Annotated in this window: 12 protein-coding genes, 2 tRNA genes and 1 pseudogene; 13 read left to right on the forward strand and 2 right to left on the reverse strand. The window is 49.0% G+C overall.

Going from position 1 to position 13,278, the window contains the following annotated elements; genetic code table 11:
• Positions 1 to 199: 199 nt before the first annotated feature.
• Positions 200 to 859: a DUF2284 domain-containing protein gene (locus HW443_RS05950; RefSeq protein ID WP_176236250.1), complete on the reverse strand. Its 660-nt coding sequence runs from the start codon at positions 857 to 859 to the stop codon at positions 200 to 202.
• 178 nt (positions 860 to 1,037) lie between these two features.
• On the opposite strand from HW443_RS05950, the gene HW443_RS05955 reads away from it, so the two are divergent.
• Positions 1,038 to 1,112, forward strand: a tRNA-Cys gene (locus HW443_RS05955).
• 206 nt (positions 1,113 to 1,318) lie between these two features.
• Here the strand turns inward: HW443_RS05955 and HW443_RS05960 are convergent.
• Complete coding sequence (locus HW443_RS05960) at positions 1,319 to 1,693, reverse strand: PilZ domain-containing protein (RefSeq protein ID WP_176237981.1); 375 nt, start codon at positions 1,691 to 1,693, stop codon at positions 1,319 to 1,321.
• A 671-nt stretch (positions 1,694 to 2,364) separates the two neighbouring features.
• Between HW443_RS05960 and HW443_RS05965 the strand changes: the two genes are divergently transcribed.
• The 12 genes and pseudogenes from HW443_RS05965 (at position 2,365) to argB (ending at position 13,162) form a co-directional block, all read left to right on the forward strand.
• Positions 2,365 to 2,619: a hypothetical protein gene (locus tag HW443_RS05965; protein ID WP_176236028.1), complete on the forward strand. Its 255-nt coding sequence runs from the start codon at positions 2,365 to 2,367 to the stop codon at positions 2,617 to 2,619.
• Positions 2,564 to 3,250, forward strand: a complete 687-nt coding sequence (locus tag HW443_RS05970) for a 4Fe-4S dicluster domain-containing protein (protein ID WP_176236029.1) — start codon at positions 2,564 to 2,566, stop codon at positions 3,248 to 3,250. Before HW443_RS05965 ends, HW443_RS05970 begins: the two co-directional genes overlap by 56 nt.
• Positions 3,237 to 3,530: a sulfurtransferase TusA family protein gene (locus HW443_RS05975; RefSeq protein ID WP_308751066.1), complete on the forward strand. Its 294-nt coding sequence runs from the start codon at positions 3,237 to 3,239 to the stop codon at positions 3,528 to 3,530. The genes HW443_RS05970 and HW443_RS05975 overlap by 14 nt, the downstream gene beginning before the upstream one ends.
• A 129-nt stretch (positions 3,531 to 3,659) precedes the next feature.
• Positions 3,660 to 3,734, forward strand: a tRNA-Gly gene (locus HW443_RS05980).
• Between the two features lie 192 nt (positions 3,735 to 3,926).
• Positions 3,927 to 5,621: pseudogene (gene thrS / locus HW443_RS05985) on the forward strand (threonine--tRNA ligase); the annotation flags it as partial.
• 154 nt (positions 5,622 to 5,775) lie between these two features.
• Entirely contained in the window at positions 5,776 to 6,348 is a 573-nt protein-coding gene (gene infC, locus HW443_RS05990; protein ID WP_176229088.1) for a translation initiation factor IF-3, read from the forward strand.
• 18 nt (positions 6,349 to 6,366) lie between these two features.
• Positions 6,367 to 6,561, forward strand: coding sequence for a 50S ribosomal protein L35 (rpmI, locus tag HW443_RS05995; RefSeq protein WP_176229089.1), 195 nt, complete (start codon positions 6,367 to 6,369; stop codon positions 6,559 to 6,561).
• A 37-nt stretch (positions 6,562 to 6,598) separates the two neighbouring features.
• Positions 6,599 to 6,958 (forward strand): 50S ribosomal protein L20, encoded by a 360-nt coding sequence (gene rplT / locus HW443_RS06000; protein ID WP_176229090.1) that lies wholly within the window; start codon positions 6,599 to 6,601, stop codon positions 6,956 to 6,958.
• Positions 6,959 to 7,380: 422 nt separating this feature from the next.
• Positions 7,381 to 8,400 (forward strand): phenylalanine--tRNA ligase subunit alpha, encoded by a 1,020-nt coding sequence (pheS, locus tag HW443_RS06005; RefSeq protein ID WP_176235939.1) that lies wholly within the window; start codon positions 7,381 to 7,383, stop codon positions 8,398 to 8,400.
• A 199-nt stretch (positions 8,401 to 8,599) separates the two neighbouring features.
• Entirely contained in the window at positions 8,600 to 11,002 is a 2,403-nt protein-coding gene (pheT, locus tag HW443_RS06010; RefSeq protein ID WP_176235936.1) for a phenylalanine--tRNA ligase subunit beta, read from the forward strand.
• 252 nt (positions 11,003 to 11,254) lie between these two features.
• Positions 11,255 to 12,289: an N-acetyl-gamma-glutamyl-phosphate reductase gene (gene argC / locus HW443_RS06015; protein WP_176235937.1), complete on the forward strand. Its 1,035-nt coding sequence runs from the start codon at positions 11,255 to 11,257 to the stop codon at positions 12,287 to 12,289.
• A gap of 30 nt (positions 12,290 to 12,319) precedes the next feature.
• A complete protein-coding gene (argB, locus tag HW443_RS06020) occupies positions 12,320 to 13,162 on the forward strand; it encodes an acetylglutamate kinase (RefSeq protein WP_176237982.1) in 843 nt (280 codons plus the stop codon).
• Positions 13,163 to 13,278: the final 116 nt, after the last annotated feature.

The following is a 13,278-nucleotide window of genomic DNA, read 5'->3' on the forward strand; positions in this document are numbered from 1 at the left end:
ATTAACCCTACAGCGATACTTAAGAATCTTTGTTCAATATGTAGTGCAATTTCTTTAATTGAACCACAATATATTGTATGTATTCAGGTAAATGACGTTGTAGGGTTAAACAGGTCTATCATTAAGTGCTGAGAGGGGAAGACAAATTTACTTTGACTGGTAACAGTGACCAGGGCACCACAGAACTGATACACGTACATTAGTGTACAAAAACTATACCTACTGATACGGCGCAGGATATGGAATCCTGATCTACGTTTTTATGGGCCACAGGATATATCTCCCAGCCTACCTTGGCCGCCAGGCCGAAAGCATCAATGCCCATTCCCTCCATGGAGGGGCGGGACATAAGGGGAAAGCGGCACCTACCACTGTCCAAAAATTGACAGGGAAGGCCTCCGCAGAGAGCTGTCTTGCACCCTCCAGCAGCAAATCCCATGGCCAGATAGTAACCATCGTTAAAAGCCAGAGATTCCAGGGCGGAAGCTATCTTATGAGTCATCTTCTGATGCTTTTCGTGGCCCTTTAGCCACTGTTGGGGGTCAACGAAATCTTCCTTGGGGAGGACGTCGTGTTTGAAAAGGATGGCGTATTTGTATCTACACAGGGCCTTTCTGACTTCATCAGGGGTCGGAGTGTAGGGAGGGCAGTTAGGGGAGGAGCCATAGAGGTGGCAGTGAGGCACGGCGCATTTAAGCCTCACTCTTTCATCCACTACCACGCCCTTGGCGGATACTACTCTGGCATCAGACGCTCCTAACTCTATTGCTTTTTGGCAGTACAGATCCAGGTCTTTTTCTATTCGCTTTTTGATCTCCCTCTGGTTTGTGATGACTCTTCTTGCTTTGACTTTTTCCATCCTATCTCCCGAGTCTCATTCTGTCCAGTTCCTTGCAGTTACGAGAATCAGCGTTAATTATAAACGTATATAACCAGAGGTGTAAATTATGACAGTTTGGCCTGCGGCTGGTCTTCTTGAATTTTCTATCTCTTTTCTATATATTTAATGGTGGGTTCAAAAAGCAGGATCCCGATCAGGCGGCGTAGCCAAGTGGTTAAGGCAGAGGTCTGCAAAACCTCTATCCCCGGTTCGAATCCGGGCGCCGCCTCCATTGTTGCTCGATTGTTAATTCTCCATGTTCCCCCAAACCTACCATCAGTCTTCACCTCACTGTCGGAGGGCAACGCAGTCCAACTTTTCGCAAGAAAGGATGACAAGAAGCTCTTGGAGGATTAGAGGGGGAGCAAATTAGAATACCTGAGAATTCACAATTTGGGAGGATAGACTCGACTGGCTGGGGGGGTCAGCTATTTTCGTTCAGGCCGGAATCGTCTCCAGAAACTCCAGGCCTCCTCTCCAGGCTCTCTCTCCCTGAGAACATAGCCATATAAGTTGGGCTCTCTTTCTCAGTCGCAGGGAGTGGATATCCAGTACCACCTGTTGCCCAGGCTTTAAGTCAGGGTTCTCTCTCAGTTCGAGTCCAATACCCCGAGGAGAAATATCCACAGTTCTGGCTGGAATAACTTCACTGTTAAGGAGCAACACAAGTACCTCTCTTTCTCTGCGACGGGGCTCACATCTTCTCTCCTCTTCTGTCTGGAAGAGATGGCCACAATAGGGGCAGGGAGCGTTGGCCTGGGGGGACGCGGTATAACTAGCCTTTCCACAATTGGGGCAGATAACTTTTTCCAAATAGTCCAGCCTCCTCTCAAAACAAAAAGCGTATCTTGGGTTTGGATTCAGGCTAGGGAGTTCTGCGAAGTCAACATGTGGAGGGTGCCTGTGTCCTGTCAACTATGTAGTTGAGTGTACCAGTAGAATGATGTTTTGGCAAGGGGCGAATGGACAGGGGAAGCATCTCCAATTCCGTGATTTTTAACTAGACTGTTAGCTGTTTCTTCAATAGCAGTTAGGAGGACTTAGAGGTATAAACTGGTCTGACAAGGGCATTTTCATCTTCCTAAGCTCTAAGACTCCTTAAAATTTTAATGGCATTTATTGGCGAAATCAAAAGAACGTAAGCTCATCACGGAAAAAGAGATGCTTACATGGACAGGTGACTGTCTCAACATACTAACATCAGTGGCAATTTTCGACCATCCACGGTAAGCAAGACAAAACTTCTGGTTAAGGGACATAAATCACCACTTTAATTGTTATTGAAACTGGTGCCCACGATTTTGAGACGATTACTGGACATTTTTTCAGCTAAGTAATTCTAAGGGTACGATACTTTATGTAAATAGTAAACTTTACTCTGGCCACTTCGGACTTTTATTGACAGATGTCATAAAGTATGTTATTTATATTATCGACATCAATTTACTATAACGAAGTAAGGTTATTGAAAGGAAGGCGATTCTATGGCTGACAGAACGGGGCCGACCCTGGACCTTGATATCTTGAAAGCAGGGGGACTGATCAAGCAGAGGCAGCCGGATCTTTTCTCCGTGCGGGTGAGGGCCCTGGCCGGAAATCTGACCGCAGGACAGCTCGCCAAATTGGGAGAGATCTCTACCAAGTACGGAAAGGGCTATGTTCACGTCACCATGAGACAGGGGGGTGGAGATTCCCTTTGTCCATCTGGACAATCTGGAGACAGTAGCAGAGGAACTTGATGAGGTAGGTCTGAAGCTTGGAGCATGTGGTCCCAGATTTCGGGTGATAACTGCCTGCCAGGGTGTATCCATTTGCAACCATGGGCTTGGGGACACCGAATCTCTGGCCAAGAAGATCGATGAGCGCTACTACGGAAGAAGTGGTCTTCCTCATAAGTTTAAAGTTGGAATAGCGGGGTGTCCTAACGCTTGCATCAAACCTCAGGAAAATGACCTGGGGTTTATGGGAGTTGCCCAGCCTATTTTGGACGAATCCAACGGGGCAGAATGCATAAGCTGTGGCATCTGTGAGGATGTATGCCCGGTTAAGGCCATCCAGTTAGTGGATGGGAAACCGCAGATAGACCTGACCAGGTGCATCAACGATGGCAAGTGCATAAATTCCTGTCCTACCGGCTCTCTAAGACCAGAGAGGGAAGGGTGGACCGTTTTTGTGGGAGGCAAGTTTGGTAAACACCCTCAACTGGGCTGGGTTTTCGACCGATTTGTTTCAGAAGAAGCTGTAGAGCTAGTAGAAAGAATACTTGGAGCCTATTGCCGTCTGGCCCATAAGCGAGAGCGATTAGGAGAGCTGATAAATCGCATTGGGTTGGAAAAATTCCGGGAGGCGGTACAGAGTGAACAGGTCTGAGGAAAGCAGAGGAGTACGATCTCGGGAGACAGATGGAGGGGCGATCCATTATATGGATCTACGGGGCGAGATCTGCCCCATGAACTGGGTAAAGACCAAACTGAGGTTGGAAGAACTCGATCCAGGGGAGCCTTTAGAGGTTCTTCTGGACGAGGGGGAGCCTATTCAAAACGTACCCAGAAGCGCCAGAAGTGAAGGTCACAAGATACTCAATCTCAAACGGGAAGGCAGCTATTATCGCGTCCTGATAGAGAGAGGACACCTTTCCCATGGGACCTAAGAAGACGAAATAGACTCTTGGGCTGCCTTTCCCCTTCCCCCTTGAAAGAAGATCCAGGAGCGGATATTGCAAGCTGGCAGATTTCCTGGTATCATTATTTCTAGTTCTAAAACTGGAGACTGAATACGGGCGGATGTGGCTCAGTGGTAGAGCATCACCTTGCCAAGGTGAGGGTCACGGGTTCAAATCCCGTCATCCGCTCCATTTTTTATTCAGCCCAGATATCCTTAAGACTCTTCCACAACAGCAAAGGTCGCTGAGGTCATGCGTCTTGGCCTGGCGATCTGGTTTCAAAAGGTTCTTCTTCGACGGAAAAGGCGGCAGGATATGGTAGAAGAGATAAGTGAAGATAGGAACCTAAGTGAGGATAAGAATAAAGAGAGGCCAAGTATCCTGAGGCATAGCGCTTCCCATGTTATGGCTCAGGCTGTTCAGAGTCTCTATCCACAGGCCAGGCTGGCTATTGGGCCGGCTATCGAGGATGGGTTCTATTATGATTTTGATCTGGACAAACCCCTGTCTGCTGATGACCTGGCCAGGATCGAGATAAGAATGAGGGAGTCCATTGCCCAGGATTACCAATTTGCCCGAAAGGAGCTTCCCCGGGAGAAGGCCATAGAGTTTTTCAAAAAAAGGGATGAGCCTTACAAGGTAGAGCTTATTCAGGATATTGGAGCCGAGACTGTTTCTATCTACCGACATGGAGATTTTGTGGACCTCTGTACAGGACCCCATCTGGATTCCACGGGACAAATTAAAGCCTTTAAACTTCTAAGTGTAGCTGGGGCCTACTGGCGAGGGGACGTGAAAAAGAAGATGCTCCAGCGCATTTATGGAACAGCCTTCTTTAGCCAGGAGGAGCTGGACAGCTATCTTGAGCAGTTGGAGGAAGCAAGAAAGCGGGATCACCGGAAGATGGGTCGAGACCTGGATCTATTCAGTTTTCATGATGAGGGGCCGGGCTTCCCCTTCCTGCATCCCAAAGGGATGGTGGTCGTCAGCAGTATGCTGGACTTCTGGAGGGAGGAGCACAAGAAGAGGGGGTATGTAGAAGTCAGGACCCCCATTATTCTTAATAAAGAGTTGTGGATAAAGTCAGGACATTGGGAGCATTATAAAGAGAATATGTATTTCACCAAAATAGATGAGCAGGACTACGCGGTCAAGCCGATGAATTGTCCTGGCCATAACTTGATATATAAATCAAAGCAGCATTCTTACCGGGAGCTTCCTATCAGAATGTCCGAGCTGGGTCTGGTTCATCGCCATGAACTTTCCGGAGTATTGCATGGGTTGCTCAGAGTGCGGGCTTTTATTCAGGATGATGCTCATATCTACTGTTTGCCAGAGCAGGTAAAAGAGGAGGTAATAGGGGTAATAGATCTGGTTCTCCATCTCTACAGGAGCTTCGGTTTCAGCGACTACCATGTCGAGCTCTCCACCAAACCGGAAAAGTGCATAGGATCTGAGGAGATGTGGGCTGATGCAGAGGGGTCTCTTCAGGAAGCCCTGAAGGACCTGGAGATCGAATATAAGCTCAATCCGGGGGAGGGGGCATTCTATGGTCCTAAGATTGACTTCCATATTCGTGATTGCATGGGCCGGAGCTGGCAGTGCGGGACCGTTCAATTGGATTTCGCCATGCCGGAGCGATTTGACCTGGACTATGTGGGAGAAGACGGCTGCCGGCATCGTCCAGTCATGATTCACCGGGCTCTTTTGGGAAGCATAGAGAGATTTCTAGGCATTCTTCTGGAGCATTATGCTGGCGCTCTTCCTTTGTGGCTCTCTCCTGTGCAGGTCAGAGTTATGACCATTGGGGAGAGATTTTCAGAATATGCCCGAAAGGTGGAGAGAAGGTTAAAAGACGAGGATATCCAGGTAGAGGTAGATGACAGAAACGAGTCCATAGCCAAAAAGGTGCGGGATGCTCAAGTGGAGAAGATTCCCTATATGGTAATAATTGGAGAGAACGAGGTGAAGAAAGGATCCGTCTCAGTAAGGACTCGCTTCGGCGAAGATAAAAGGGATCTTAACCTGGAAGAGTTTTTGGAGAAGGTCAAAGAAAAGATAGGAAACAAGGTGTCTTAAGATCTCAAAAATAGGAGAGAGTTAAGGGACAGGTACCGGGCGCTTCTGGACAGGTAGACAAAACTACAAAAACCGTGTATACTTCACCCTAAAGTAGAAGACGTCTCTTTTCATCCGGCATCATTGGCCAATGTGGAGCGAGCAATGGGCGTGGATGAAGAGAGTCTTTTCTGCTCTTTTTGTTTGTCCCCTCTTAGTGGAGGTGAATTTAATAGGCAACACGCCCAGAATAAATGAAAGAATCAAGGCCGCGAAAGTGAGGCTTATTGATCCTGATGGCAGGCAGGTCGGGATAGTCTCTCTTCAGGAAGCCTTGGATAGATCCATCCATATGGATCTGGACCTGGTCGAGGTCTCTCCCAATTCTGATCCTCCTGTCTGCAGGATCATGGACTATGCGAAATATAAATATGAACAGGAACAAAGGGAGAAGGAGGCCAGGAAGAAACAGTCCCAAATTGTCATCAAAGAGATCAAAATCCGCCCTAAGATAGACACCCATGACCTGGAATTTAAGAAGAGACATATGGAGCGCTTTCTAAAGGATGGGGCAAGAGTGAAAGTCACGGTTATGTTCAAAGGAAGGGAGCTGGCTCATCCTGATCTGGGCAAAAGACTTTTAAATAGAATAGCGGCGGACCTGGAAGGTTTGGCAGAGCCTGAATCAGAGCCCAAACTGGATGGCCGCAATATGCTAATGGTTTTAATTCCTGGATCAAAGAGATAGAAACAAAAGGAGCGAAAGTTGCCCAAGATGAAAACCCACAAAGGCGCTGCCAAAAGGTTCAAGGTTACCAGCACCGGCAAGATACTTCACCGGAAGGCCTTCGGAAGCCATCTGCTGACCAAAAAGTCAGCGAAAAGGAAGAGAAACTACCAAAAGGATTACCAGGTTGCCGCAACTGATAAGAGCAAGGTCAAGAAAATGCTGGGGGCATAAGGGTAGCCCTTTATTAACGTTTTGAGGAAGTTGTTTCATGACCAGAGTAAAGACCAGTGTTGCCAGTAGAAAGAGAAGAAAGAAAATTCTCTCTATGGCTAAGGGCTATAGAGGGGGTCGGAGCAAGCTATACAGAGTTGCCAAACAGGAAGTGGCCAAGGCTCTCAACTATGCTTATCGAGACAGAAGAGCCAGAAAAAGAGAGTTTCGAAGATTATGGATTCTCAGGATCAATGCGGCAACCCGAGAGCATGGACTGAGCTACAGTAGCTTCATGAATGGACTGAGGAGGGCCCAGTTGGGAGTCGACAGAAAAATGCTCTCAGACCTGGCGGTGAATGATCCCCGGGTCTTTGCTGAGTTAGTGAACATCGTTAAGGAAAAGTTGAGCGCTTGAGGAGAATAGTTGAAAATAGAAGATAGTAAAGGCTGTGAAGAAGAGAGTAGATCCGGTAGGTGACAGACAGGGAGGGGACGCCGGAGACTGAGAGCTCCCCTGATCCACAGATTGAAGTTCCCTTCCGAGCCGCCATTTTGAACAGAGTTGGCTTAGGGCGTCTGCTTATGGCCAAACTCTCTCAGTAGGAATGGCCGTCAAGATCGAACGTTACTTTGATCTGGAGTTGAGCTGCGGCAGGCTGGGTTCCTTCCGGTAAGCTGCTTTGAGCTAAGTTAGGTGGTACCGCGGAAAAATCTTTCGTCCTAAAAAGTGGCGAAAGATTTTTTATTTCAGAGGTTGATCTCCAAAGACCCAATTGCAAAGGAAAACCAGAGGGAGGGGAGTGATAAAAGAGTATGAGCAATGGTAATAGAGGCAGCCTGGCCGATAAGATCGAAGAGATTGTCTCCCAGACTCTGAAGGAGATAGACAGGGCGAGCGCCCTGGCGGAGTTGCAAAGTATTGAAATATCCTGTCTGGGCCGAAAAGGCCATCTCACTGGCATTTTGAGGACTCTTGGTTCCCTGGACCCCCAGGAGAGACCATGGATAGGAAAATTGGCCAACCAGGGCAAGGAGAGGATAAAAGAAAGACTACGGCTGAGACAAGTCGAGCTGGAGCACAAAGAGCTCCGAAAGGAGCTGGCCAAAGAGACCATCGACATCACTCTGCCCGGAAGGCCGGTCAGAAGGGGAGTCAAGAATATTATTACTTCGGTGGTTGAAGAGATAACGGAGATATTTGTGGGTCTGGGCTACAGGGTGGCCGAGGGTCCTGACGTTGAGCTGGACTACTATAATTTTGAGGCTCTCAATATGCCTCCTGACCACCCCGCCCGCTCTCTATGGGATACCCTCTATGTGACCGATAAAGTACTACTGCGTACTCACACTTCCCCGGTACAGATCAGGTACATGGAGGAGCACGAGCCTCCTATATATATAATAGCGCCAGGCAAAGTTTATCGCCGAGACTACGACATATCCCATGCCCCCATGTTTCATCAGATCGAGGGGTTAGCGGTGGATAAAAACATTTCCATGGCTGACCTGAAGGGCACCCTGGAGGCCTTTACCAGAGCTGTTTTCGGTCCGGAAGCCCGCATCCGATTCAGACCTTCCTACTTTCCTTTCACCGAACCCAGTGCTGAGGTAGACGTTTCCTGTGTCATCTGTGGAGGGAAAGGCTGTCGGGTCTGTTCTGATAGTGGATGGCTGGAGATCCTGGGAGCAGGTATGGTAGACTCCAATCTCTATAAGTATGTGGGCTATGACCCGGAGGAAGTTTCTGGATTTGCCTTTGGAATGGGCGTAGACAGGATAGCCATGTTGAAATATGGCATAAGTGATATTCGGCTGTTTTTTGAAAATGACCTGAGATTTTTAGAACAGTTCCGGTAGAATACGAACCTGACGATGACTTTGGTAGCATCAATACGAAGAGACACAAAGCAATTGTCGTCATGTAGTTACCGTCCACGAACCATGAAAACGGGGAATCTGTTTTCTACGTAATTTGGCATTCGGGGGCCGCACCCGCGAACGGTGAAAAAGAGGAATCTATTTTCTAGTTAAGAATGTGGAATATCTTGGAGGCACTATGCGCGTTCCCTATAACTGGCTAAAAGAGTATGTAGATCTTTCAGGAATTTCCCCTCCGGAGCTGGCTGACCGCCTGGTCATGACCGGCACTGCGGTGGAGTCAGTCCAGACACTGAAGCCCAGCTTCCAGCAGGTGATAGTGGGGGAAATAAAAGAGATGGTGAGACACCCTCGGGCTGACAAACTTTGGATCTGTCAGGTTTCCTTGGGGCATCGACCTGCCACGATTGTCTGTGGAGCTACCAATATTAAAGTAGGAGACAAAGTACCGGTAGCCCGACCTGGGGCTATCCTTCAAGGAGCTGTGCTGGAGGCCAGAGAGATCCGGGAAGTTAAGTCCCAGGGTATGCTCTGTTCAGAGGCGGAGCTGGGCTTGGGAGAGGACCAAAGTGGCATCCTGATTCTGGATCCGTCCTGCCAGGTTGGGCTACCTCTGGACGAAGCCTTGGGTCTGAGAGACACGGTTCTGGAGTTAGAGATAACCCCCAATCGGCCAGACTGCCTGGGTCTGATCGGCATCGCCAGAGAAGTGGCGGCTATATTTGGCCGTCCCTTAACCGTACCTTCTGTGCATGTGGAAGAAGGTGAGCTGCCAGCCTCCCATTGGATCAGGATATCCATTGCGGATAGCGATCTCTGCCTTCGCTATTCGGGACGACTGCTGCAAGGGGTGGAGGTAAAACCCTCACCTCTATGGATGCAGGTCCGGCTAGGGGCAGTGGGCCTCAGACCCATAAACAATGTGGTAGATGTTACCAATTATGTGATGTGGGAGACCAGCCAGCCCCTGCATGCCTTCGACTATGGCAAGATCGAAAATCAACAGATAATAGTCCGCCGGGCCAGAGAGGGCGAGAAAATAGTGACCCTCGATGGTGTCGAGAGGTATCTGGAAAGCGAAATGCTGGTTATTGCCGATGACCATAATCCTGTGGCCCTCGCTGGAGTCATGGGGGGTGTGGAAACTGAGGTCTCGGAGAATACCTCAGTTACTTTACTTGAGTCGGCCAATTTCGATCCGGTAAGCATACTGCGGACTTCTCAGAAGTTAGGCTTGCGCAGTGAGGCTTCTAATCGCTTCGAAAAGGGCCTTGATCCTAATCAGAGCCTCTACGCTCTGGATAGAGCGGCCATGCTGATGAGGGAGGTGGCTGGAGGAACCATTCTTAAAGGGGCAGTCGACATCTATCCTCGTCGGCTTGCTCCCTGGAGGTTGCAACTCAGGCCGAAGAGGGTGATCCAGATTCTGGGATGTCCCATCTCTAAGAAGGAGATCAAGGCTATTCTGGGAAGTCTGGAGCTAGAGGTCTCTGGAGAGGAACCCCTTGAGGTTACTGTGCCCACTTTTCGCCGCGATCTGGAGCGAGAGATCGATCTTATTGAGGAAGTGGCGCGCCTTTATGGATATGATAAATTTCCCTCTACCCTGCCCGCCAGCAGCGGCCGGGTGGGAGAGCTCTCCTGGGAGCAGAAGAGGATTAATCTGGTCCGGGAAGTTATGATCGGATGCGGTCTCTGGGAGACCATCAACTACTCCTTCACTGACCACAAATCTATGGACAAAGCCGGCCTAAAAGTGGCGGATCCTCGAAGACATTCGGTGGCCATAGCTAACCCTATCATCGAGGACTTTTCTATCCTGAAGACTACCCTTCTGCTGGGCCTTCTTCAGGTCATAGAAAAAAATTGCCGGGTGGATAAAGAAAATGTCTTCATCTTCGAGCTGGCCAAGACCTACCATCCCAGGGATGGTCAGGACCTGCCTCACGAACCTCGCGCCCTTGCTGCTGCCATAACTGGCCTATGGTTTGGCAGGTTCTGGTCCGAGCCAGTACGAAAAGTCGATTTCTACGACTTGAAGGGGATTGTGGAGGAGCTGGCCAGAGCCCTCGATCTTCAGGAACCCCAGTGGTTGCCCACTTCCTACGATCCCTTTTATGAAGGGAAATGTGCTTGGGTAGAGATCGGAGGGGAGAGGGTGGGCATAGCTGGACAGATTCACCCTCTGGTAATCAAAAGATACGAAATTCCCAATGAGGTTTTTGCTTTTGAGCTGGACCTGGATCGTATCCTGGCTCTACCGACTTGCCAGAAAGAATTCAGAGGTATACCTCGTTACCCCTCCATAACCGTTGACTTAGCTCTGATAGTAGATGAGGAAGTAAATTACCTTCAGGTCAGGGATGTCATCCAGACAGGGGGAGGGAAAGGGCTAAAAGACGTTACTCTCTTTGACGTCTATAGAGGAAGGCAAATACCTGAGGGCAAAAAAAGTCTGGCTTTTTCTCTGACCTTTCAGGAGGAAGACCGCACTCTGCGGGATGAGGAAGTGCAGGAGAAAGTGGATAGGATAGTCCAGGAGCTCAACAGAGAGCTGGGTGCGGAGTTGAGAAGTAGATAGTGGTGGTTGTAGCTTATGGCAGGCGCTTATTTGCTCATGAATACTGAGCAGTGGCTAATCTGCTCAAACAATGTCCGCTGCTTTTCATTGATAAATTCTCCATTCCTCAGCGACCTACCTATTGCATATTATGCATACATGCTGTATAATATGCATCCAAAGGAAAATCCGAGAAAGATAGACTGAATAGAGACAGTACGTTTTTCTGGCTAATCACCTAAGTTTAAGTATCCTTACTCTGGAGGCAATAAAGTGCGAGGAGCCATAGTGGGAGCCTCAGGCTACAGTGGAGCTGAGCTGACCAGACTTCTGGCTGGGCACCAGAAGGTCTCTGAGCTGGAGATCTTCTCCAACAGCCTGGCTGGGGAGATGTTCGATGAACATTATCCCAATATGGCTGGAGAAGTAGGGCTTCGGTACCAGAAAGTGCCGGAGGGGATCACCTTGCGTGGCTATGATGTGGTATTTCTGGCCACTCCTGCCGGGGCAGCTATGTCTCTGGTCAGGGATATAGGTCTGGATGGACCGTCCATTATAGATCTCAGCGCTGATTTCCGATACCTGGATTATGGGCTTTATAAGTTCTGGTATGGGAAGGATCACCTTTTTCAAAATGAGGAAAACAAATTCATTTATGGTCTGACCGAACTCAATCGGGAGGCGCTCAGAGGTGCCCGTCTGGTGTCCAATCCAGGCTGTTATCCCACCAGCATCCTTCTTGCTCTGGTGCCTCTTTTGAGAGACGAGGCTATTATTGAAAAGGAAGTCATTTCTGATGCCAAGTCCGGGGTCTCCGGGGCTGGCCGTAAGCTCCAGGAAGAGTACCTGTTCTATAGGTGCAATGAAAACATTGTGCCTTATCGTCCGATAAGGCACAGCCATATCGGAGAAATGGAGCATCAGACGTACAATCTTACCGGCCAGGACATAAGACTCTCTTTTACCCCTCATCTGGTGCCCCTTAACAGAGGGATTTTGAGCACCATTTATTGCAGGCTCAGCAAAGACAAAGATGTTGCGGAGGTGGAAGAGCGATATAGCCGGTCCTATGGGGAGGAGCCTTTCGTTCAAGTCCTCCAATCAGGACGGATACCAAACATTAGAGATGTGGTAGGGTCCAATAATTGCCGAATAGGATATATCTACGATGAACGAGCGGGAATCCTGAAGATATTCTCTTCTCTGGATAATCTGCTCAAGGGAGCTGCCGGGCAGGCGGTTCAGAACATGAACGTGATGTTTGGTTTTCCAGAGACGGAAGGTCTGCCCAGGCAGGCCCTTGGGTAGATTTCGCAAGGTAATTGGGCAGATCGAAGGATGAATTTGAGAACACCGAAAGTTAAGTTGGAGAAAGAAAGTATCGTAGTGAAGGTGGGTGGCAGCATCCTGGACCATGAGCCCTATCTGAAGTCCCTGGCCACTGACATAGCTCTGCTTCATAGCACCGGGGCACGCCTCCTGGTAGTCCATGGCGGCGGTCCTCAGATTAGCAGAATGATGAAGGAGAAGGGCAAGGAGATCAACTTTGTGGAAGGTCTGAGGGTGACCGACGAGGAAACTATGGAGATAATCCTGGCCTCCCTCCTGGGTTGGGTAAATCCCACAATTACTTGTCTTCTTAACAAATGTGGCGCCAGGGCCATAGGGCTTTCTGGAGTAGATGGCGGTCTGGTAAGGGCGAGGCGTCATAAGCATATCCGGGGGGGCCGAGAAGTAGACCTTGGCTTTGTGGGAGACGTCAGGGAGATAGATAGTTCTTTGATTTTGAAATTGGTGGATAGCGGCTATATCCCGGTCATAGCCTCCATAGGTATAGGGGAGGAGGGAAAGCCCTATAACATCAATGCTGATACTATAGCTGCGGAGCTGGCAGTGGCTATAGGGGCTACCCGGCTGATTCTTATGACTGATGTGGAGGGAGTAATGGTAAATAGGGGAGCAACACCTGGACTCCTGACCAAGATACAGGTCTCCCAGGCCCAGAGGCTTATAGAGGAAGGAGAGATCAGGGCAGGGATGATACCCAAGGTCCAGGCAGCCATAAGGGCGCTGGAAGGGGGAGTAGACCGGGTGTACATATTAAATGGCTACCGCAGAAATTGTCTGTTGGATAAACTTTTTGAGGATAAAGAAATTGGTACAGATATGGTGAACGGGTGAGCAAAAGCTTTAACCCTACAGCGATACTTAAGAATCTTGGTTCAATATGTAGGGCAATTTCTTTAATTGAACCACAACATATTGTATGTATTCAGGTAAATGACGTTGTAGGGTTA

The sequence above is a fragment of the Candidatus Hakubella thermalkaliphila genome, assembly GCF_013281975.1.
Taxonomy (GTDB): domain Bacteria; phylum Actinomycetota; class Humimicrobiia; order Hakubellales; family Hakubellaceae; genus Hakubella; species Hakubella thermalkaliphila.

Coding starts and splice junctions, on each gene's coding strand:
- rplT (WP_176229090.1), top strand. CDS start 6,599: ATGACCAGAGTAAAGACCAGTGTTGCCAGTAGAAAGAGAAGAAAGAAA.
- HW443_RS05965 (WP_176236028.1), top strand. CDS start 2,365: ATGGCTGACAGAACGGGGCCGACCCTGGACCTTGATATCTTGAAAGCA.
- argB (WP_176237982.1), top strand. CDS start 12,320: ATGAATTTGAGAACACCGAAAGTTAAGTTGGAGAAAGAAAGTATCGTA.
- HW443_RS05950 (WP_176236250.1), bottom strand. CDS start 859: ATGGAAAAAGTCAAAGCAAGAAGAGTCATCACAAACCAGAGGGAGATC.
- pheT (WP_176235936.1), top strand. CDS start 8,600: ATGCGCGTTCCCTATAACTGGCTAAAAGAGTATGTAGATCTTTCAGGA.
- infC (WP_176229088.1), top strand. CDS start 5,776: ATGAAGAGAGTCTTTTCTGCTCTTTTTGTTTGTCCCCTCTTAGTGGAG.